We start from the raw sequence: 22,512 nt of genomic DNA, 5'->3' as shown, positions 1-22,512 counted from the left end.
TTAATATTTCATAATGGAGCGGGTGATGGGAATCGAACCCACAACATCAGCTTGGAAGGCTGAGGTTTTGCCATTAAACTACACCCGCATATTTTCATATAAATCATATGTAATGTATTTTGATGCGGCCGAGAGGACTTGAACCTCCACGGGATAAATCCCACTAGGCCCTCAACCTAGCGCGTCTGCCATTCCGCCACGGCCGCTCGGTTGACGCTAAAATTTTCCGTTCATCAAGTTAACGTACTCAATTGTAATATGTTTGAAATGTTTTGTCAATAAGTTTTTAAAATTTCTTTAACAAACTTAATAAGTCCTTCATTTAATTTCATATTATTTTCGCAACGTTTAATATCATATAACATAAATTATATATCGTCAACACATACAAATAACGAATTAGAGTAAAATATTCATTTTTATTTATTTTATCTAATTAAATGCACAAATTTCATATATTTATATCGTCTTTTTAATATCAAACGTGTAAAGTGATTCTTAAATAAAAAAGAGCTGAAAAGTATCAGCTCTCTTGCTACTTAAATTCACTATTTAAAAATGGCTTTGTTCTATCAATTTCCCTTTGCAATGTCCACAAAGCATTTTATTTAAATTCACTTTTCTTATTCTAGCATATTTCACACCACAGTTTGAGCATTTATAGATGTACCTAACTCGATTCTCATAGCTTTCAACTGCTGAACAAAATCTCGGGGCACCTGTTTGCGCACTGAGTAACTTGAAATCTTTATCTTTGTGTTTATATCCTTTTCCTTGTATATGAAGATGGTAATGACATAATTCATGTTTAATAATATCAATAACTGCCTTTTCACCGAAAGCGTCATATTGCTTTGCATTTATTTCTATATTGTGTGTATTCAGTATATAACGCCCCCCAGTTGTTCTAAGTCGTTTATTAAAATAAGCTTTATGTTTAAACGGCCTTTTAAAAATTGTGATAGAAATAGACTCTGTCATGCTTTGTAATTTTTCATTATCCATGAGGATCAATCATAGTTAGTGATACTTTCCCTTTCTTGTCATCAATGTCTAATATCCAAACATCAACAATATCTCCAACACTGACAACATCCATTGGGTTTTTAACAAATTTTTTAGATAATTTTGAAATGTGTACAAGGCCATCTTGTTTAACACCAATATCAACAAAGGCTCCAAAGTCAACTACATTTCTTACAGTTCCACTTAACTTCATATCTTTCGATAAATCTTCAATCGATAAGACATCCGATTTTAATATTGGTGTCTCAAATTCATCACGTGGATCTCTATTTGGTGCAATTAATGATTTGATAATATCTTCAAGGGTGGGTTCACCAATGTTTAGCTTTGTAGCCATGTCAGTCAAATCCACATGATTTAAAGCTGCTTTCAAATCAGCTTTTCCTAAATCATCTGCACTAAAACCAATCTCACTTAACAATTGATAAGTTGCTTGGTAACTTTCTGGATGAATTGATGTATTATCTAAAGGTTCGCTACCATTGATAATTCTTAAAAAACCAATACTTTGTTCAAATGTTTTAGCACCTAACCTTTTTACTTTGGCAATATCCTTATTGTGTTTAATAGGCCCATTTTCTTCACGGTATAAAATTATGTTTTGGGCTATAGTCGAAGACAGACCCGACACATATTGCAATAGTGAGCGTGAAGCTGTATTTACATCAACACCTACTTGGTTAACAGCTGTTTCGACAACAAAAGTTAACGCGCCCTCCAATGCTTTTTGGTTAACATCATGTTGATATTGACCAACGCCAATTGATTTTGGGTCAATTTTTACAAGCTCACTTAACGGATCTTGTACCCTTCTTCCAATCGAAACAGCACTACGTTCTTCTACTTGAAAATCTGGGAACTCTGAACGAGCGATTTCTGAAGCAGAATAAACAGAAGCTCCAGCCTCGTTAACAATTATAAATTGTGTTTTTAATTTATGTTTTTGAATCATTGAAGCTACAAATTGTTCTGTTTCTCTACTAGCTGTACCATTACCGATAGCAATTAAATCAACATCATAGTTATTTACAAACTGAACAAACGTTTTCTCCGCGTCTTCCTTTTTATTTACTGGTGGATGCGGGTATATTACTCCTTTAGCTATAAAAGTGCCAAAAGGATTTATTACAGCCAATTTACAACCTGTTCTAAAAGCAGGATCCACTCCTAGAATTTGTTTCCCTTTCATTGGTGGTTGTAATAATAAATTTCTTAAATTTTCGCTGAATACATCAATAGCATGTTTTTCAGCTTTTTCTGTTAGGTCACCTCTTATCTCTCTTTCAATCGAAGGCATGATTAGTCTTTTCAAACTATCAGCAATCGCATTTTCAATAATTGTTGAACCTTCATGATGATGAATCATTTCATGCTTACGAATAAAATTCTCAATGCCTTGAATATCCATATCTATTTTAACTGATAGTATTTTTTCTTTTTCTCCCCGATTGATTGCTAATGTTCTATGATTTGCAATTTTTTTAATTGGTTCTGAATAATCATAATACATTGAAAAAATCTCTTGGTCATCCTCAGCATTCTTTTTCTTTTGTGTAACAATTTTGCCATGCTGAAAAGTGTCTTTAAGTATTTTAGTTCTATATTTAGGTTCATCTGAAACTTTTTCTGCAATAATATCTTGCGCACCTTGTATTGCTTGTTCTATATTTTCTATTTCTTCATTGAAAAATTGAGTTGCTTTTTCTTCTATTGTCATTTCTAAACTAGGATTTTTGAGCCATTTTGCAAAAGGTTCTAAACCTTTTCTTTTCGCTTCCGTAGCTCTTGTTTTCTTTTTCTGTTTATAAGGTCTATATAAATCTTCAACTCTTTGTAGCTTTGTTTGCTTTAAAATGTCATTTTTTAATTCTGTAGTCAGTAAACCTTGTTCTTCTATATTATGTATAACTTCTTCTTTTCTTTTTTGAAGATTAACCATATATTGATATTCATCATTAATTTGTTTTATTTCTACTTCATCTAACCCGCCAGTCTGTTCTTTACGATAGCGTGCAATAAATGGTACTGTATTTTTTTCTTCAAGCAACGTTAATACTGCATTAATTTGTTTACTTGAAAATTTATATTTTTCTTTTATAGATTGTATTAAATTACTATCCATAGTATCCTCCACTCATAAATAAAAAATTTATTACTAATACTTATATATTCTAACATATAACGTTATCTTGATTCTTTTCCTAAAAATAATCGAAGTATAAAAAAGCAGAATTCATTAAATGAATTCTGCTTTAAGCATATATTTTATTGGTTTGCTGCTTCTTGAAGTTTCTTAATTGCTGTTCGTTGTAACCGGGATACATGCATTTGACTTAAACCTATTCTTTCACCTGTTTCTTTTTGACTTAAACCTTCAATAAATGTGCACTGTATAATCTCTCTTTCCCGTTCAGATAAAATTGGGAGTATTTTTTCTAATATCATACGCTTTTCAGTTAAATCATAATTATCATCTTGTTGCCCCATAATATCTAATAATGTAACAGTCGATCCGTCTTTATCCGCTTCAATGGAATGGTCTACACTTAATGCATTATAACTTTGACCCATTTCCATAGCTTCGAGCACATCTTCTTCATTGACTTCCAACCTATCGGCAATTTCAGCAATAGAAGGTGAGCGCTCTAACTCATTTGTCAATTCATCAGTCACTTTCTTAATACGGGGTCCAATTTCTTTAATTCGCCTAGGAACGTGCACACTCCACGTTTTATCACGTAGATAACGCTTGATCTCACCAATTACAGTTGGTACTAAAAAAGCTTCGAACTTTCTATCAAAAGATAGGTCGAATCGGTTAATTGCACCAATTAAACCAACCATACCAACCTGAACGAGATCTTCGTGATGAGATTGACCTTTTGAATATTTATATGCCAATGATTCAATCAACTTTTTATAATGTTTAACAAGTTTATCTTGAGCATCTGAATTCTCATTATTTTGATGCTCCATTATCCACTGGTTGATTTGTTCAGGTGATACGTCATTAACTGATTTCGACTCTCTCGCCATTATTTCGCACCTGCTCTTTTTTTATATACTTAATCATGCTAATGGTTACACCAGAGTTTTTATCCACTGTAACTTCATCCATTAAAGATTCAATTAAAAATAAACCAAGACCTCCCTCTCTAAGGAAATCTATATTTTCATTGTCTTTATATGGTCCTAATTTTGCTTTTGTTTCTTCATAATCGAAACTTTCCCCTTGATCGGAAATTACTATTTTAATTTTATCATCAAAAATTTCAAAACAAAGGTTAATCATTCCTACATCCGTAGCATCGTTTTTATATGCGTGTTTTACTGCATTTGTTACTGCTTCGCTCACTGCTATTTTGGCATCTTCTATATCGTCATATGACGCCCCAGCACGTGAAAATACACCTGATAGAGTCAAACGTATTAAGCTTACATACTCTGCTGATGCTGGTAAACGCATTTCTATATAATCTTGTTTAAGTTGCATGTTATTCGACCTCCGTTCCTTCATTAACATGCATCAAATCTTTTAAACCTGTGATATCAAATAGTCGACTTATTCGATCTGAAGCACCTAATATATATAATTCTTTATCATTTTGATTTAAAGCCTTTAATGTTCCGACAAATAGTCCTAAACCGGTTGAATCCATATAACTAACATTTTCTAAATTTACATATATATCATGCGTTCCCTCTTGTCTCATCGGCATGAGTACTTCTTCAAGTTCTGGAACAGTATAAACATCTAATTCTCCGCCAACTTTAACTTCATAATGTGTATCATGTGATATTGTTTCAATATTTAGATTCATAAATTACACTCCTAAGCATAGTCTCATTAATAACCGTTATACCCTTTTATTTTAATCATTAATCTTATCTAATTCACTCTTTTTATTATCAATATTGTTAAATCGTCTCTTTTTTCTGGATTTTGAATTTTTAAAATTGCTTCATATAAAAGTTGAACAATGTCTTGTGGATGCATATGTTTATACTTTTTTATCATATCTAGTAAATAACTTTTATCTAAAAAGTCACCAGCTTCATTTCTTACTTCTGTGACACCATCTGTAAAAATGATAACTAAGTCATCTAAATGAACGGGTATTTCTTGTTGATTGTATCGTGTTTGTTGGCTAACACCTAAAACGCGACCTCTCACTTTAATTTCCTCAAATGTTTCGGTTTCAGCTCTATAAATATACCCTGGCTCATGGCCAGCAGAACTGCAATATAACAAGTGGTTTAATTCTTCATACAGTCCATAAAACATCGTTACGAACATATTTTGATTCACATTTTTTTCTACCACGCGATTCAATCGTTTAAGACCATCGCTTGGCAATTGGGAATGCCCATATGAATCCATACCAAATTTGATCATACTCATAGCTAAGGCAGCAGGTATACCTTTACCTATAACATCTGCTACTGCAAAACTCATCGTACCGTCTTTATGATCTATTAAATTAAAGTAATCGCCACTAACCTTTTGCGCAGCTACGGAAATTACACCGATTTGAATACTATCGAATTGAGGAATATCTGTCTTAAGCATCGTTTGCTGTAAACGGGATGCTAAGTCGATTTCTTTATCATGATATTGTAATCGATTTACAAGATCTTGATAATCTCTATAATTATAGCCAAATCCTTTTACTACTTCTTTAAGTACGTTGAATGTTTTAGAAATTTGTTCACTACTTAACTCTAATGCTTGAACATAATTTTTATGAATTTCAACGATATCTTCTGGTAGCAAGTCTTTTCTTTTCACTTCTTCGGTGAAGCCTTCACACTTTTTTAATAAATCTGTCTCATTTACTGTGTGTAGACTTTCGTCAATTAGCGCTTTATATTGATTTTTGAACTCTTTCACTCAGTATTTCCTCCTCAAAATGCAAATATAAATCGCATACATCGGTTTTAACAAGAATATATTCTGTTATATGTATGTGTATTAAATATTTAATCAAGCAATACAGTTTTGTTTCTAGCAAAGTGAGATGTTTTTAAATACATACTTTACGTTGATATCGAAAAAAGCTTTAGGATAACCTAAAGCTTTTCAACTTAAACATCCTATTCATAAATATTTGATTACAAACACACGCTTTATTTTCTCTGTTCTATTTCAAATTATCTTGGAATTAAGTGTTTGTTGCATGTATAAGGAATTGATGTCTGTTATTCGTTATTTTATTACGCTCACTTTTAAAAATTATGTTCTATGATTTCTAATATTATGTAAACCTAGGCTAATATCTATAGCATTATTAACTTCTTGCATTTTTTCTTCAGATAGATATGTCAGTTTTTCTTTTAATCTGTTCTTGTCTAACGTCCGTATTTGCTCTAACAATATAACAGAATCTTTGTCGAGTTTATACTTGCTTTTTTCTATTTCTACATGTGTAGGTATTTTAGCTTTATTAATCCTACCTGTAATTGCAGCTACAATTACGGTAGGACTATACTTGTTACCAGTATCATTTTGTATAATGACTACGGGCCTTATTCCCCCTTGTTCAGAACCCTGTACTGGTGACAAATCAGCTAAATAAACGTCTCCTCTTCTCATCATTCATTGTTATTCTTAGATATAATGTAGACTTCATTGCAATCGCAAGCTTCACATTCAAATGGAAATGCTTCCGCCGCAAGGGAGAGATTCAAGTCAGCCATTTGCGAATAGCCTTCTTTTAATAGTTGTTCAATACTATGATTTCTGCTTTGATTAAAACTTGCCATGAATAAAGACCTCCATGTGACTAAAATAGAATATATTGAGATTTCTTGTTAGATATATAATAACAAATTTTAAATACAGTGACTATACTATTTTAGTAATTCATTAAGGATTTCTAGGTCTTGAGTACCATAATAGATACGTGGCAATCTCCTATTTAAGCGACATAAAACTTCATAATTGATAGTATGTTGTTGATATGCCAGCGCTTCCACAGATTGTTCACTGTCTGAATGATGATCCAACAATATCACTTTATCACCAGTTTGAATTTCTTCTGGAATTTTTATAATTATTTGATCCATGCAAACTTTTCCAATAATTTCACATTGTTTGCTGTTAACATTTACATTAAATCCGGTCATCATTCTTGGAAATCCATCTGCATAACCAACAGGAATAATACCTATTTTTGTAGGTTCTGTCGCTGTATAAATACTGCCATAACTCACAGATTCGCCTGGTTGCAAGACTTTTGTTTGTACAATTTCACTAATCCATTGCGCACTTGGTTTTAAATGTATTTTCACACTGTCTTTAACATAACTTGAAGGATAATAACCGTATAATGATATACCCACCCGCACTGAATTACAGAATTGGCTATCTTTCATTAATGCGCCTGCAGAATTTTGCGAATGTATATACTGTGGCTTTTCTTCTTCATTGACAATTGATTCAAATAAACTTTGTTGCTGATTCATTGATTCTCCAGGTTCATCTGCACATGCAAAATGCGTAAATACCCCTTCAAATACTAAATGATCATGGTTATGGATTAACTCAATAACTTCTTTATATTCCGCTGCATCTTTAATACCTAATCTTCCCATGCCAGTATCTATTTTTACATGTAACCATAAATCTTTGTCGTTATCTTCTGGAATTTCTTTTAACGCTTCAACTAACCATGCTTTTGATGGAATTGTGATTGCTACACGATGTTGTATGGCTTTATTAATATTATATGTAGGTATAACTCCTAATATTAAAATTTTAGCATCTATACCGTGCATTCTTAATTCTATCGCTTCATCCAAAGTTGCTACGCCAAAAAAATCAGCGCCATGATCCATAAGGTAACGTGCGATTTTCACGCTGCCAAGGCCATAAGCATTCGCTTTTACGATTGGCATCACCGTTTTATTTGGGTGTAATTTTTGGAAAACTTGAAAATTTGCCACAATTGCATTTAAATCTACGTTTAAATATGTGGATCTATAATACTTATCAGTCATTAAACGAGACCTCCATTTCAAAAATAAAGTTACACTTTGACATACATTAAATTAATTTTATAACAATTAAATAAAGATAGCCAAAACTTTATATTAAAATCGTTTTTTATTTTTCTATAATGACTTGGCTCATTGCGTAATGTTCTGTGTGTGAAATACTTACATGAACTGTAAAACCATCATAATGTATACATGGTTTTCCAAGTTCATCATTAAAACAATCTATTTCATTTAATGCTATAGTTTTTCCAAGTCCTGTACCGAGCGCTTTGCTAAAAGCTTCTTTACAGGTAAATCTTCCTGCTAAAAATTCTATTTTACGCGTTTCACTTTTAAATTGATGAAAGTGTTGTTGCTCATTTTTTGACAATACACGTTCTACCAATTTGTCTTGTCTATAGTAAAGTTTTTTTATTCTAGCTATTTCTATTAAATCAACGCCTATACCATGTATCATTAGCTACTCCTGCCTTTCTATGACAAGTTTTTTATTATAAATTCTGTGGCATAGAATGATTACCTTTTTTTATTTCTTGTTTCAATGTATTTGCTTTATTTTTGTCAATTAGCTTTATTTCAGTATTTCCACCGGCTGTCGACAAGGTTAAACTCGCCAAATTATATTTTCTCATTAAGATACCTTCATGGGTATCGACATTTTGAATACGAAACAAAGGAATTTTCACTACATTAATAAACCACAAGCCATTTCTAACCGTGATTTCTTGATTTTCTAACTTATATCTAAATATTTTATATTTATAAATCGGTCTAATCATACCACCGATAATGATAACAATGAATGCAATTATGATATTAATCGTCCATAACCAAAACATGACTTTAGAACTTATGAAATGTAACCATACCTTATCTATTACTGTAATGATTGATAAAGCCAAAATTAATAAAATTGCAGTAATTATTGAAGCAATACAAATGACTGTTTTGCCTGATGGATCCATATAATTATATTCATTCATCAAAATCACCTCTCAAATACCATGATTTTAGTTTTTCCACATGACTAACTTCACTATATTTTAACCCTATTTCTGCACTGCCAGCCGCTTTAGCAATGATAAATTTAAAGTTTGCTAGGTTACTTCGAATAAGAAACGGATTTTCTGACATTTCCATACCTAACAATTTGTTGTGTTTAAAATATGTGTTTTTAAATCCAAACATAGTTACATTCCGCACAACTAATTCATCGTGATTTAAGTTTAAACCAGAGGATTTAATAACGATAAAACTGTGAAGAATCATTATTAATATTAGGCACCCTGCAATAACAAATGACCAAACAGACCAGTAATAAGTAGCAATCGTAGCACCGATAAGTAATACTAGTGATTCTCTCCAAAAATACCTATGAAATCCCCTCCAAGGCATGCCTAGTTTTGGTTCAGTGAATTTCATGTCTGGTATCAGGTGCTTTATCAGATAAAATGCTTTTTGCCTCTTAATAAATGGTAAAATCATTACATTGCCGCCTAGAGTAACATCATCCTTATCAACACCATCCATATCACTCGTAATTACAAAATGAATTGAAGTATAGCCAAATAACTTTCTTATAAATGATTGACGTTCTACAATCGCTTGCACACGGTCAGTTGGTACAGTAATACTTTTGACATTAAACAAACCATATTGAATATTTAACTGTGTACCTTGTTGCTTAACCGTATAATTAAAATTTCTAACTATTTCTATGATAGTGCCAAAAATATAACTCACTACAATGACCAAGACAACAATCATTAAAATAATCATAAAAGCAGTCTGAAAAATTTCAGAAAATGTATTGGTAATTTTATGCCAAGGTAAAATATCACTTAATGCAAACATGACTGGTGACAATGTTGCAAAAGCTACACCAATGACACCACTTGTTAAAGCCATAAATAAAAGTTCTTTAAAATTTAATTTATAAATATTCATAGCTGGCGACTGCATTTTTTGTTCTTTTTCAGCATCCTGCTCTGCAAAAGAATTATTGTTGTCAATGATTTCGCTATTTTGAGTCAGTTTTTGCTGTTTTTCTTTTAATGTTTGCTGTATAAAATCACTTTGATTTTTGGATACAGTGTCTAACTCTATACCATCACTAGGCGTTTTAATTTGAAGTATTACCCCACCCACAATTTGATTAATAATACCTTGTGAAGTATCTAACGTTTGAATTCTGCGTATATTTAACTCTTTCCTTTCTTTACTAAAAATACCAGTGGCTAAAATAAAATGATCATTTTCAATCCAATATCTAGTGTTATAAACCTTTAATATTTGTATTATAAACGAAATCAGAAAGATAATAGTAACAATGCCTGGATAGATATATGATTTATAATCCGTAAAATCAAAGTTGCGTAAATTAAACACTAAAAAAATAAAAATCAAAATAATATTTTGTTTAATCGCCTCTATTATTCCAGTTATGTATGAAATTGGATGTAATTTTTGAGGACTATACATCATAATCAGCTCCTCGTAAGTATTTTAAAATATTATGTTCAAATACTTCAATTTCCTTTGTTAACATCAACGGGAAATCAAGTGAGTGGCCAGCTGTCACCAAAGTTAGCCTTGATATATGTAATTGTTTTAATAATGGATTGCTTTTTCTTTTTAAAAATTGCGTTCGCTCATATTTAACAATTTCATTCTTTTTAAAAAATATTCCTGTTTTGATTTCAATATATTGGTTTTTGACGCAGTAAAAAGTATATTTATACTTCAACCAAGGTCTCAACAGCATATATATTACATCAAAAATCGTTATTGCAATAAATATGTAAATTAAAAAATGCCACCAATTATAATGATTCCATAAAAATACTAATGCAATCATAAATAATAAACTAACAATCAATTCAAGAGCTTCTAGTATGTAATAATATCTCATCGCTTGTTTAGGGATGCGCCTAAATTGTTGGTCGTTAGTCATAATTACACTCCTCCATAAAATTTTTCAATTCATTATAACATAGGGACATGTTTGCTTCATTATCGTCGTAGAAGGCAATGATTATTCTAATATTTTTATCATCACTTTAATTTCCCACTTTTTCTAATCACTTTTATGTGATTGAATCGATTTTAGATATAAAAAAATCACTCCAATAAATTGGAGTGACTAAACCTAAAATTCATATATGATAAAGTATTTTATTTTTTATGGTCTGCGAATGTGCGACCCTTCATTGATTTTTTGTTGTTTCTATCTGATGATCTATCATTTTTCTTTTTATTGTTGAAGCCGCCTTTATTTGGACGACGATTTCTGCTATCGAATTTGCCGCCACCACGTTTATGGTTTCCACCACGTTTTGGTCCACCTTTACCTTGGCGACCTTTGCCTCGAGATAATGGCTTTTCAAATGTTAATTGAACATCAACTTCATCGTTTGATTCAACTAACTCTTGCAATAATGCTGCTACTAAATTTACATCATTATATTCTTCCAGTAATTCTGTTGCAATACGTTCCAGTCTTGGTTCGCTATCTCTTGACATCCAGTTTTGAACTTTACCTTTAATGTCGTCTTCACGTGCTTTAAGCACTTCTTTACGATGCGGTGGTCTCAATGCTGTCATTTGTCGTTTGTTCGTTTGTTCAATTTGACGGATATAATCCATTTCAATTGGGTTAACAAAAGTAATTGCTACACCTTTTTTACCAGCACGACCCGTACGGCCAATTCTGTGAGTATAACTTTCAGTATCTTGAGGTATATCAAAGTTATAAACATGGCTTACACCTGATATATCGAGTCCTCTTGCTGCAACATCTGTAGCAACTAAGATATCTAATTGGTCGTTCTTAAATTTCTTCAATACTTCTAAACGTTTAGCTTGTGTGATATCGCCATGTAAACCTTCAGCTTTATATCCTTTTGAAATTAACGCACTTGTTAGTTCGTCAACACGACGCTTAGTACGACCAAAAACAATTGCTAACTCAGGTTGATGTACATCTAAGAAATTTGTAAATGTATCAAATTTTTCTAATTCTTTTACAATTGTGTAATATTCATCTATTTGAGGATCTGACATTTCATTATTCATAGTTTTAACAATTTCTGGTGATTTCATAAATTGTTGTACCAATGTTTGAATAGCTTTTGGCATTGTAGCTGAAAATAACATTGTTTGACGTTGTTCTGCTGGTATTTTATCCATAATAAATTTCATATCATCAATAAAGCCCATATTCATCATTTCATCTGCTTCATCTAATATTAATGTATGAATAGTGTTTGTTTTTAACGTACGACGATTTAAATGATCAATAACACGTCCAGGTGTACCTACAACAATTTGTGGACCCTTTTTAAGTGATTTAATTTGACGATCTATTGGCATTCCACCAAATACAGTTACTATTTGTACATTTTGGCCGGTCGCAAATGCTCTAAGTGATTCAGCAACTTGCATCGCCAATTCTCTAGTTGGTGCTAATATTAATGATTGAACTCCATCTTGTCCTGCCACTTTTTCAATAAGTGGAATACCAAAAGCGCCTGTTTTTCCTGTACCTGTTTGCGCTTGACCAAGAACATCCTTACCTTCTAAGGCAAGAGGGATACTCTCTTTTTGTATAGGAGTGGCCTCATCGAACCCCATTGATACTAGGGTTTCTACCGTTTTATCTGAGATCCCTAATTCTTTAAAATTTTGCAATATAATTCTCCTTTATTTATCTGTATTTCTCTACATATATGTTCATCTAAGTTTCTTCAACTTCTTTATAGTACCACCTCAAGTCTATAATCGCAATAAACCAAATTTATTATAATGACATAATTCACCTCATTAATAATCAAAGTAAACTGAGAAAATACTGTGATATATAGGTTGTAAGCGTTTAATTATATTTACCAGTATTTATTTTTGTTTACGAAAAAAAATTGTAGATTTATTTATATTGATAATTTTTAGTAATTTTTAAAAATAGTAACTTAAATGAACTAGTTCAAGTTACTAACTATCGAAATATCTATTTTATTTATAACAAAATAAAACACCACTTTCCCACTAATAAAAGTGATATGAAATGTGGTGTTAATAATTTTAAATTAAGGCATCTACAACTTCTTCTAATTGCATCCCTCTTGAACCTTTAATTAGTATTTTATCTTGTGGTTCAGTATTTGATTTTAATGACTGTATCAGTGCAGCTTTATCTGTAAAATGTTCTGCATATTTTACAAACGCTTTGCCTGTACGATGAATATGACCCGCTTCTGTTCCATAAGTATATAACGCATCGATTTGTTTATTAACTAAATAATCACCAACCGTTTCATGCATTGTTTGACTATTAGGCCCTAATTCTAAGACATCACCTAACACAAGTATCTTGCGGCCTCCCATACTGCTGAGTGTATCAATAGCGGCTTTCATACTAGTTGGACTAGCATTATAAGCATCATTGATAACAAGCGTATCGGAGTCGGTATGGTGTTGTTCCATTCTCATACCTGTAAGTTGAACCGCTTGAATATTTTGATGTATCGTTTCATAACTCAGATTAAGTCTTTTACCAACAGCAATAGCTATAGTAGCGTTTTTCATATTATGTTCACCTAAAATTGGTAATTCATAATGCTCATTTTCATTAATATTAAAAACAATACCAGTATCATCTATATTGTCAATTTTACAAACTAAATCATTATTTTCTTTTTTACCTATACTCATTAAATCTATATCTACTAATTTATCGACATGAGGCTTTAATAATGGCTCATCTCCATCGTAGATAAATAGACCTTGAGGTTTAAGACCAAATGAAATTTCAGCTTTAGCTTTCGCTATACCTTCACGCGATCCTAAATCTTGCATATGTGATTCGCCAATATTAGTAATAATTGCAATATCTGGGTTAGCTAATTGTGATAATGCTTCAATTTCATGAAAACCAGACATACCCATTTCTAATATAGAAATTTCAGTATCTTGATCTAATTGCAAAATGGTTAACGGCATACCGATTTCATTATTATAATTTCCTAGTGTTTTTTTTACTTTAAATTGAGGCTTTAATACACTTTCTATCATGTCTTTAGTCGTTGTTTTACCATTAGAACCTGTAACAGCGATCACAAATGGATTAACAAATGCCAAATAGGCTTTGGCTAACTGCTGCAATGCTTCCAATGTGTCATCTACCCAAATTATAGGGCCAGAAATTTGAGGGGCTAAAACACTGTCCTTCTGACAAAATGCCGCTCCCGCACCATCTTCCAACGCTTGATTCACATATTTATGTCCGTCGACATGTTCTCCTTTAAAAGGAATAAACAAATTTTGTTCGTCGATTTTTCTTGAATCTATAGAAACACCTTTAATTGTGTAATCTAAATAGTCATTATCAATCTCGCATGGAATCCAGTCTTGAATTTGTTCTAAAGTTACTTCAATCATGATTTAACCGCCTCAATCAATTTTATATTTATTTTTCTTTTTATCTTCATGTTTTTCTTTTGCTAATTCAATTAATTTACTTATGAGTTCTGCATAACTTACGCCCATGTTTTCCCATAAACTTGGATACATACTATAAGCTGTGAAACCAGGCATAGCATTTGTCTCGTTTATAAAAATTTGATTATCTTCCGTTACAAAGAAATCAGCGCGCAATAATCCTGAACAATCTGTTGCTTTAAATGCTTCTACAGCCATATTTCTTAAAGTCATTTTTACATCATCATTCAAGTCAGCTGGAATATCCAATTTGATTTTTCCATCTTTATACTTAGCTTTGTAATCATAAAATGCCACATCTTTAACTACCTCTCCCGGCCAAGTCGTTTCTGGGTAGTCATTACCTAAGACAGCCACTTCAATTTCTCTAGCGTTGATGCCTTGCTCAATTACTAATTTACGATCAAATTGAAATGCTTCTTCTATACCTTGTTTCAACTCTTCCTCATCGTTACACTTACTAATACCTACGCTTGATCCTAAATTTGCAGGTTTCACAAATACAGGATATTCTAACTTGTCATGTACTAATTTCAAAATATTATTTTCGTATTTTTGATATTCGCTTCTTAAGAAACTTACATATGGTAATTGAGGTAAGCCTCTATGCGCAAAGAGTTGTTTCATCACAAGCTTATCCATTGAACTTGAGGCTGCTAGCACACCATTACCAACGTATGGAATATCTAACACTTCAAATAAACCTTGAATTGTTCCATCTTCACCATTCGGTCCATGTAGTAATGGGAAAACCGCACTATATGCTGTGCCAAGGCTGCCTTCATTTAATAATTTGGAGATTTCTCCGGCAGGAACATCTGCTAATCGTAACGCATCTATGTCATCTATAGGATCTACGATATTTTCTTTCTTTTTCCAATCTCCATCGTTTGTTATGTAAATAATGTCCACTTGATATTTTTCTTTATCAATCGCATTTAAGACATTTTGTGCTGTTAATATTGATACATCGTGTTCAGCACTTTTCCCTCCATATACGATACAAACATTTTCTTTAGCCATATTTTAGCCTCCATATAGAATTCTTAAACTACATCATATCACGATTTATTAGCATTTTGCATTTGTTATGTAGTTGTAAAATAATTGTTTTTTATAAGTATATTGAAGTTTTTAAAGTATTTAAAGTGAAAACTTCAATGACACTTAAAATAATTATTTAAGTTTTACATACCCTACTTCTAGCAAAATCGTATAAAGTTCGGTAAAATCTATATATACTACAAGTAATTGAAATAATAGTTTTCCAAAGGAGTAAGAAATGAATACTTCACGTCAATCAAAAAATAATCATTGGATCCGAAAAATAGACTGGATTTTAATTGGCTTCATCGCATTACTAGCAATCATAAGTATTACGTTTATTAGTTCTGCAATGGGCGGAGGTCAATATAGCGCTAACTTTAGTATACGCCAGATACTATATTATGTTTTTGGGGCGATTATCGCATTTCTAATAATGCTAATTTCACCTAAAAAACTTATGAAATATACATATTTACTTTATATTATACTTTGTTTCTCATTGTTGTTATTACTAATTATTCCAGAAACACCTATCACACCGATTATTAACGGGGCAAAAAGTTGGTATACGTTTGGACCAATTAGTGTTCAACCATCCGAATTTATGAAAATAGTTATGATTTTAGCTTTGGCCAAAATTGTAACTAAACATAACCAATTTACATTTAACAAATCTTTAGAAACTGACTTTAAATTATTCTTTAAAATTATCGGTATAGCTTTTATCCCTATGGTACTTATATTATTGCAAAATGATTTAGGTACAACACTAGTTATCTTTGCGATTATTGTCGGTGTTATGATAATCAGTGGAATCACTTGGAAGATACTAGCACCTATATTAATAGGGTCAGTCGTTATTGCTTCTACGGTGATATTATCAGTGATTTATAAACCTTCTATTTTAGAAAATAGTTTCGGCATTCAACCTTACCAATTAAGTCGTATCAATTCGTGGCTTGATCCCTATACTTATAGTAGTGGTGATGGATTTCATTTAACAGAATCACTTAAAGCGATTGGTTCTGGACAACTATTTGGTAAAGGGTTCAATCAAGGTGAAGTTTATATTCCGGAAAACCATACGGATTTTATTTTCTCAGTTATTGGGGAAGAATTTGGTTTTATTGGTTCAGTCATTTTGCTATTGATTTTTCTTGCATTTATTTTTCACTTAGTAAGACTTGCTACTAAAATTGAATTACCGTTCAGTAAAATTTTCATCATTGGATTTACTACAATGATTCTATTCCATATCCTAGAAAATATTGGTATGACCATTCAGTTATTACCAATTACGGGTATACCATTGCCATTTATTAGTTATGGTGGTAGCTCATTATGGAGTTTAATGTGTGGTATTGGTGTGATATTATCAATTTATTATCACCAATCTAGACAATATACAACGCAAAACAAATAGCTATTTGTTTTGCGTTGACATATTTAAAAAGCGTTGAAAACTCTTAGATCAAAAAGTTTTCAACGCTTTTGTTTTTTATAAATTTATCGTTCAACACGGCACACTAAAATGGAATGAGTAGAAAATCAATTTATTTAATAAGGCTTCACCGTACCATCCCTTCAAGTCAAGATTAACTGCTGCTTTAACAATAAGAGGCTGAGACAATCAATGTCTCAGCCTCTTAAATTTGCATATATGCTTTTAATCTTTGTATGGGTAACGCACTATTTCAATTCGTTAGCGGTTTTCACAGTCGTTGGTAAAGTATGCATAACTTCTAATCTTGATTTAGTTTTCTTTATGTTTACCCCTAATGATGATAATAGTTTAACTACATTTTGAATCTTTTCGTTATCTTTACTCATATCATCACTCCTAAATTCTAGCTTCTATTATATCTTACCCTATTTATTTCCGAATTACTACATGTTATTGAAATTTTCTTTATCTTATAAAATAATTTTTTGTTTTATTACGTAATTTTAAAACATTCACTTATAATTATTATAAGCAATAAAAACAAAAACAGAATATAAATCAATACCAGTCAGTCTATTGATTGTTTCACCCTGTACTTTATAACATGATATGAGAAAGATAACATTTCAATGACTAAAGTCGATTTAATACAAAATTTCAAATCCTAAATCATATAAGTCTTTTTCTAAATTGTTTAAACTTGCTGGTGTTTCAAATTCTATAAACACTTGTGCTTTTTCAATTTCAACTGAAACATGATTCACACCGATGATTTGTGATAATGTTCTTTCTATTTGAAGCTTATCTTGTTTATTATCTATTTTACGTAAATAAATCGTTTGTGATTCCATTGGCGTCACCTGTTCTAATCTTTCATTAACTTTTGGAAAGTTACCAACAACTCATCCATTGCTTCTTGTTGCTCACCTTGGTTCACTTTATCCATAATACAACTTTTCATATGGTGATCTAATAATTTCGTAGCAACACTATTAAGTGCTGATCTTGTCGCTCTAATTTGTGTAAGCACATCATCACAATATACATCTTCATCAATCATACGATTGATCGCTCTTACTTGTCCTTCAATGCGATTTAAACGAGATTTTAAATTTGATTTAATTTGTTCAGAATGATGCGCTTTTTGCATTTCTGCCATAATCCAACGCCCCCTCTTAATATACATTTATAATATACCCCTATCAGGTATTAGTCAAGTGATAAAAACGTGGTACCATGTTACAATGATGAAGAATTTATCAATTGTAAATTAATTGAATAGCAATTTGGAGGTTTAATATGATAGATATTTTTGCTATAACTTACAACCATACAAACGTCATCATTAATGTTATTCTGATTGGCGCATTTATATTAAACCTAATCTTTGCATTTACAATTATCTTTATGGAGCGACGATCTGCTGGTTCTGTTTGGGCATGGATATTGGTTTTGGGTCTTATACCTATTTTAGGTTTTATCGTGTATTTACTTTTTGGTCGCCAAATCCAACGCGAACATATCTTTAGTTTAGACGAAGAAGATAAAGTCGGCATTGAAATGATTGTAAATGAACAACTAGAAGCTTTGAAAAATGATGATTTTTCTAAAGGCAATCATCAAATCGTAAAATTTAAAGATATGGTTCAAATGTTATTGTATAATAATGCGGCTTTCTTAACTACTGATAATGATATAAGCATCTTTATAGACGGAAAAGAAAAGTTTGATGCACTTATTGAAGATATATATAATGCCAAAGATTATATACATATTCAATACTATATTTTCCGTAATGATTATCTAGGAAAACGAATATTAACTGCATTAGAACATAAGCTTGACGAAGGTGTCGAAGTGAAAATGCTTTATGACGACATGGGGTCTAGAGGTTTATCTATAAAAGACTTTAAAGCTTTTAGAAAAAAAGGTGGACTCGTTGAAGCATTCTTTCCATCTAAATTACCATTAATCAATTTGAGAATGAATAATCGTAATCATAGAAAAATTGTTGTTATCGATGGACATATTGGTTACGTAGGTGGATTTAACGTCGGTGATGAATATTTGGGACTTAAGAAAAAATTTGGATACTGGAGAGATACACATCTCCGTATCGTTGGTGATGCCGTTAACGCTTTACAACTTCGTTTTATGCTTGACTGGAACTCACACTCAACACGTGATAATTTAAGATATGAAGAACGTTATTTTCCAGACGTAGATTCAGGTGGTACGACGGGTGTGCAAATTGCTTCTAGTGGTCCTGATGAAACGTGGGAACAAATAAAATACGGTTATTTAAAAATGATTGCTTCAGCAAAGCATTCTATTTATATACAGTCGCCTTATTTTATTCCCGATCAAGCATTTTTAGATGCTGTTAAAATTGCTTCTTTAGGTGGCGTGAACGTAAATATCATGATACCTAATAAACCGGATCATCCTTTTGTTTATTGGGCAACATACAATAACGTTGCTTCTTTATTAGATGCTGGTGTGAATATCTTTCACTACAATAATGGTTTCTTACATTCTAAAACACTCGTCATTGATGATGAAGTTTCCAGTGTTGGAACAACAAATATGGATCACCGCAGCTTCACATTAAACTTTGAGATAAACGCATTCATCTATGACCCACATATTGCTAAAGCTTTAAGAATGGCTTTTGAAGAAGATTTAAATGTCTCTTATAGATTAACTAAAGCACTATATGAACAAAGAAGTTTATGGGTCAAATTTAAAGAAGGCATTTCAAGATTATTATCTCCGATTTTATAGAATCATTATCAGTCCGAGACTTATCATATGTCTCGGACATTTTTAATCTTAGTAATTATAAACAACCGAATTAAAAAATGTATTTCTACGCTTATAAAAGCTTAAAGTATATACATGTTGTTTGTCACTCTAGTAAAAACACTTAATACTTTCATCTTAGAAAGATTGTTGATCACCCACTATTTAAACACATCAATGTATTATTTATAATTTTATAACAATTAAATCTCAATTAATAATTTAGTTTAGTTTTTTGTCAAAATGGAGGCAACTTGATATGACTAATGAAGATATAATCACTAAAGCGCAAAACTACATGAAACTTTTTCATAAAGATGATACAACCGGGCACGATATTGCACATATACAACGCGTAACAAGATTAGCAGAATATATTGCTAACAATGAACAACAAGGTCATTTACTCACCATACAATTAGCAAGTATTTTACACGATACTATCGATAGCAAACTTACAAATACTAAAGAAGCAAAAGTAAAGTTAGCACAATTCCTCAATGGTTTGGAACTTGATCTCGTAATACAACAAGATGTGTTACATATTATTGAACATATCAGTTATAAAAATGGTAAAAATGATCATGTTAAATTATCGATTGAAGGACAAATTGTTCGTGATGCTGATCGTTTAGATGCGATTGGTGCAATTGGTATAGCACGCACATTTCAATTTGCAGGTCATTTTGGTGAACCTATGTGGATTGACCAACAATCCAATAATATAAAAAAATCTAATCAATCATATTTTGATTGGAAACCTTCTGCAATAAAACACTTTTATGAAAAATTATTTAAACTTAAATCACTCATGCACACTCAAACAGCAAAAAATTTAGCGCAACAACGACATGAATTTATGAAAAATTATGTAGATACTTTTTTCAAAGAATGGTATTTTTAAAAATTCAAGTATGTTTGTTCCAGACTTTGTAGACCATCTTTATATATTGGATAGCTACGTCACTTTCGAAACTAAGATACATTTATTTTAAATATAAAAAATAGAAGCACTTGAGATAATCATCTCAAGTGCTTCTAAACTTTATACCTGCTATATATTATGTGCCAGGTCTATCATTTAAATTAATGATGTAATGCATTATTTCTTTTTAGATTTCTTAGGTGCTACTTGTGTGTTTTTACCTTTGCTAGCTTTTTCAGAATTATTGTTCTTCATTGCTTCAATCATTGGAGCAACTTCTTTTTTAGCAAGATTAGAATAATACATGTTGGCAACTTGAGTTTGTACAATCAAGAATGCCGCACTGACTGACCAATAAAGACCTAATGCTGACGCAGAACTTAAAGAAATCCAAACAATCATAATTGGAGAAATAATCATCATCATATAACCCATTTGACGTTGTTCATTTGGCATACTCTTACTTGATACAAAAGCTTGTAAGAAGTATAAAATACCAGCGATAACAGTAATCCAAATATCAGGTTGAGACAAGTTAAACCAAAGGAAATTTGGGTGTTCCGTAAATCCACCACTTGACGGGTATTTCAATACGAAGAATAAGCCCATAATGATTGGCATTTGAATTAAGATTGGTAAACAACCTAACATGCTCTTCATTGGATTCATATCGTATTTTTTATATACTTCCATCATTTCTTGGTTTGCAGCCATTTTTTCTTCTTGCGTTCTAGAACGCTTAACTTTTTCTTGAACTGCATCAATATCCGGTTTTGCAACCTTCATTTTTTCTCGCATCATATGACTATTTTTATAGTTTGATAACATGAAAGGCAATAATACAACACGTATTGCCAATACAAGTACTACTATTGCTAAACCATAATCATTGTTGAAACTTGTTCCCAACCAATGAATTAACTTGTCCATTGGTTCTACAAACGTATTAAAGAAAAATCCATCTCTATTTTCAGGTTTAGAGTAGTCACAGCCTGCTAAAAGGACCATTACACCTAATAATAAAGGTAGTAGCGCTTTCTTTTTCATTTTTCCACCTCTAATGATATATTCACATAAAATTTATTTTATCATACTCAAAGGAAAGTAGAAAACAAAAAAAGAAATTTTCCGCATTATTCAACAGTTTGTAAAAATTGTTGTACAGTTTCTTGGATATTTGAACTTTTCGAGATTGCAGAAATAATTGATAATCCATCTGCACCATGATTCATAATGATTTGAGCATTTTTTGTATTAATACCTCCAATTGCAACGATTGGAAAATCTTGAACTTTAGTTCTTAATGTTTGAATCATTCCTGGGCCCACTGGAGCTTTAGCATCTGATTTTGAGCCCGTATGATACATCGGTCCAACACCGATATAATCAACATTGGTTAAATCCGATACTTGATATTCTTCTAAATCACTTACACTAAGACCTATTATTTTATTACTAAATGTACTGGCGAATGCATCAATATTGGCATCATTTTGTCCTACATGTATTCCATCAGCATCTATTGCTTTTGCTAAGTCTACATCATCATTAACAATAAAAGGAACATGATAACTTTTACATAAAGATAATAATTTTTGTGCAAGTTCAATTTTGGCATTTCCTGTTAATGAACCGTCCCCTTTTTCTCGAAATTGGAACATTGTAATTCCTGATTCTAAAGCTTCAGTCACCACATCTATGATTGATGTTTGTTTTGGTATATCTTGTGTACCACAAATAAAATATAGCTTTAAATACGCTTTGTTAAACATAG

General features: G+C 31.6%; 24 protein-coding genes and 2 tRNA genes. 3 read left to right on the top strand and 23 right to left on the bottom strand.

The features are described from left to right. Positions 1–14: 14 nt before the first annotated feature. The 18 genes from AB1J10_RS10760 to AB1J10_RS10675 form a co-directional block, all read right to left on the bottom strand. Positions 15–88 (bottom strand) — tRNA-Gly (locus tag AB1J10_RS10760). Positions 89–123: 35 nt separating this feature from the next. Next, positions 124–206 (bottom strand) — tRNA-Leu (locus AB1J10_RS10755). Positions 207–552: 346 nt separating this feature from the next. Beyond that, positions 553–1,005 (bottom strand): SprT family protein, encoded by a 453-nt coding sequence (locus tag AB1J10_RS10750; protein WP_064209859.1) that lies wholly within the window; start codon positions 1,003–1,005, stop codon positions 553–555. Continuing rightward, positions 998–3,148 carry a Tex family protein gene (locus AB1J10_RS10745; protein WP_064209858.1) on the bottom strand — a complete coding sequence of 717 codons (2,151 nt, stop codon included), beginning with the start codon at positions 3,146–3,148 and terminating at the stop codon, positions 998–1,000. The genes AB1J10_RS10750 and AB1J10_RS10745 overlap by 8 nt, the downstream gene beginning before the upstream one ends. Before the next feature lie 143 nt (positions 3,149–3,291). After that, on the bottom strand, positions 3,292–4,062 hold the full coding sequence (sigB, locus tag AB1J10_RS10740) for an RNA polymerase sigma factor SigB (protein WP_046207790.1): 771 nt from the start codon (positions 4,060–4,062) through the stop codon (positions 3,292–3,294). Then, positions 4,037–4,519 (bottom strand): anti-sigma B factor RsbW, encoded by a 483-nt coding sequence (gene rsbW / locus AB1J10_RS10735; protein ID WP_064209857.1) that lies wholly within the window; start codon positions 4,517–4,519, stop codon positions 4,037–4,039. Before rsbW ends, sigB begins: the two co-directional genes overlap by 26 nt. 1 nt (position 4,520) lies before the next feature. Beyond that, a complete protein-coding gene (locus AB1J10_RS10730) occupies positions 4,521–4,847 on the bottom strand; it encodes an anti-sigma factor antagonist (RefSeq protein ID WP_046207788.1) in 327 nt (108 codons plus the stop codon). Between the two features lie 68 nt (positions 4,848–4,915). Then, positions 4,916–5,917: a SpoIIE family protein phosphatase gene (locus tag AB1J10_RS10725; protein ID WP_046207787.1), complete on the bottom strand. Its 1,002-nt coding sequence runs from the start codon at positions 5,915–5,917 to the stop codon at positions 4,916–4,918. A gap of 342 nt (positions 5,918–6,259) precedes the next feature. Beyond that, entirely contained in the window at positions 6,260–6,622 is a 363-nt protein-coding gene (locus AB1J10_RS10720; protein WP_019468010.1) for a type II toxin-antitoxin system PemK/MazF family toxin, read from the bottom strand. Next, the gene (gene mazE, locus AB1J10_RS10715) at positions 6,619–6,789 is read right to left on the bottom strand and encodes a type II toxin-antitoxin system antitoxin MazE (RefSeq protein ID WP_046207786.1); all 171 of its coding nucleotides are present in this window, start codon (positions 6,787–6,789) and stop codon (positions 6,619–6,621) included. The genes AB1J10_RS10720 and mazE overlap by 4 nt, the downstream gene beginning before the upstream one ends. A gap of 87 nt (positions 6,790–6,876) precedes the next feature. Further along, positions 6,877–8,025, bottom strand: a complete 1,149-nt coding sequence (gene alr, locus AB1J10_RS10710; protein ID WP_064209856.1) for an alanine racemase — start codon at positions 8,023–8,025, stop codon at positions 6,877–6,879. Between the two features lie 106 nt (positions 8,026–8,131). Beyond that, complete coding sequence (gene acpS / locus AB1J10_RS10705; RefSeq protein WP_046207784.1) at positions 8,132–8,482, bottom strand: holo-ACP synthase; 351 nt, start codon at positions 8,480–8,482, stop codon at positions 8,132–8,134. 34 nt (positions 8,483–8,516) lie between these two features. Beyond that, on the bottom strand, positions 8,517–9,008 hold the full coding sequence (locus tag AB1J10_RS10700) for a PH domain-containing protein (protein ID WP_046207783.1): 492 nt from the start codon (positions 9,006–9,008) through the stop codon (positions 8,517–8,519). Continuing rightward, the gene (locus AB1J10_RS10695) at positions 9,001–10,506 is read right to left on the bottom strand and encodes a PH domain-containing protein (protein WP_070039501.1); all 1,506 of its coding nucleotides are present in this window, start codon (positions 10,504–10,506) and stop codon (positions 9,001–9,003) included. Before AB1J10_RS10695 ends, AB1J10_RS10700 begins: the two co-directional genes overlap by 8 nt. Then, complete coding sequence (locus tag AB1J10_RS10690; RefSeq protein ID WP_369003118.1) at positions 10,499–10,978, bottom strand: PH domain-containing protein; 480 nt, start codon at positions 10,976–10,978, stop codon at positions 10,499–10,501. Before AB1J10_RS10690 ends, AB1J10_RS10695 begins: the two co-directional genes overlap by 8 nt. 221 nt (positions 10,979–11,199) lie before the next feature. Further along, positions 11,200–12,714, bottom strand: a complete 1,515-nt coding sequence (gene cshA, locus AB1J10_RS10685; RefSeq protein ID WP_046207780.1) for a degradosome RNA helicase CshA — start codon at positions 12,712–12,714, stop codon at positions 11,200–11,202. Positions 12,715–13,104: 390 nt separating this feature from the next. Beyond that, positions 13,105–14,460, bottom strand: coding sequence for a UDP-N-acetylmuramoyl-tripeptide--D-alanyl-D-alanine ligase (locus AB1J10_RS10680; protein ID WP_369003117.1), 1,356 nt, complete (start codon positions 14,458–14,460; stop codon positions 13,105–13,107). 12 nt (positions 14,461–14,472) lie between these two features. After that, the gene (locus AB1J10_RS10675; RefSeq protein WP_046207778.1) at positions 14,473–15,543 is read right to left on the bottom strand and encodes a D-alanine--D-alanine ligase; all 1,071 of its coding nucleotides are present in this window, start codon (positions 15,541–15,543) and stop codon (positions 14,473–14,475) included. 259 nt (positions 15,544–15,802) lie between these two features. Between AB1J10_RS10675 and AB1J10_RS10670 the strand changes: the two genes are divergently transcribed. Next, positions 15,803–16,990 carry an FtsW/RodA/SpoVE family cell cycle protein gene (locus tag AB1J10_RS10670; RefSeq protein WP_070657370.1) on the top strand — a complete coding sequence of 396 codons (1,188 nt, stop codon included), beginning with the start codon at positions 15,803–15,805 and terminating at the stop codon, positions 16,988–16,990. Between the two features lie 266 nt (positions 16,991–17,256). Here the strand turns inward: AB1J10_RS10670 and AB1J10_RS10665 are convergent, their stop codons facing one another. The 3 genes from AB1J10_RS10665 to csoR form a co-directional block, all read right to left on the bottom strand. Further along, on the bottom strand, positions 17,257–17,397 hold the full coding sequence (locus tag AB1J10_RS10665) for an Lmo0850 family protein (protein WP_099091318.1): 141 nt from the start codon (positions 17,395–17,397) through the stop codon (positions 17,257–17,259). A gap of 258 nt (positions 17,398–17,655) precedes the next feature. After that, positions 17,656–17,862, bottom strand: a complete 207-nt coding sequence (gene csoZ / locus AB1J10_RS10660; protein WP_046207776.1) for a putative copper chaperone CsoZ — start codon at positions 17,860–17,862, stop codon at positions 17,656–17,658. Between the two features lie 14 nt (positions 17,863–17,876). Continuing rightward, positions 17,877–18,170 (bottom strand): copper-sensing transcriptional repressor CsoR, encoded by a 294-nt coding sequence (gene csoR, locus AB1J10_RS10655; protein WP_046207775.1) that lies wholly within the window; start codon positions 18,168–18,170, stop codon positions 17,877–17,879. Positions 18,171–18,310: 140 nt separating this feature from the next. On the opposite strand from csoR, the gene cls reads away from it, so the two are divergent. Both cls and AB1J10_RS10645 read left to right on the top strand, forming a co-directional pair. Then, complete coding sequence (cls, locus tag AB1J10_RS10650) at positions 18,311–19,795, top strand: cardiolipin synthase (protein WP_046207774.1); 1,485 nt, start codon at positions 18,311–18,313, stop codon at positions 19,793–19,795. 277 nt (positions 19,796–20,072) lie between these two features. Next, the gene (locus AB1J10_RS10645; protein ID WP_064209849.1) at positions 20,073–20,717 is read left to right on the top strand and encodes an HD domain-containing protein; all 645 of its coding nucleotides are present in this window, start codon (positions 20,073–20,075) and stop codon (positions 20,715–20,717) included. A gap of 198 nt (positions 20,718–20,915) precedes the next feature. Here the strand turns inward: AB1J10_RS10645 and yidC are convergent, their stop codons facing one another. Together yidC and thiE are read right to left on the bottom strand one after the other, a co-directional pair. Beyond that, the gene (gene yidC, locus AB1J10_RS10640; protein WP_046207772.1) at positions 20,916–21,785 is read right to left on the bottom strand and encodes a membrane protein insertase YidC; all 870 of its coding nucleotides are present in this window, start codon (positions 21,783–21,785) and stop codon (positions 20,916–20,918) included. An 86-nt stretch (positions 21,786–21,871) separates the two neighbouring features. Beyond that, complete coding sequence (thiE, locus tag AB1J10_RS10635; RefSeq protein WP_070039511.1) at positions 21,872–22,510, bottom strand: thiamine phosphate synthase; 639 nt, start codon at positions 22,508–22,510, stop codon at positions 21,872–21,874. Positions 22,511–22,512: the final 2 nt, after the last annotated feature.

It is taken from the genome of Staphylococcus cohnii species complex 1663, from assembly GCF_041008415.1.
Taxonomy (GTDB): Bacteria; Bacillota; Bacilli; order Staphylococcales; family Staphylococcaceae; genus Staphylococcus; species Staphylococcus ureilyticus.
This window is presented reverse-complemented; position numbering and strand designations above follow the sequence as displayed.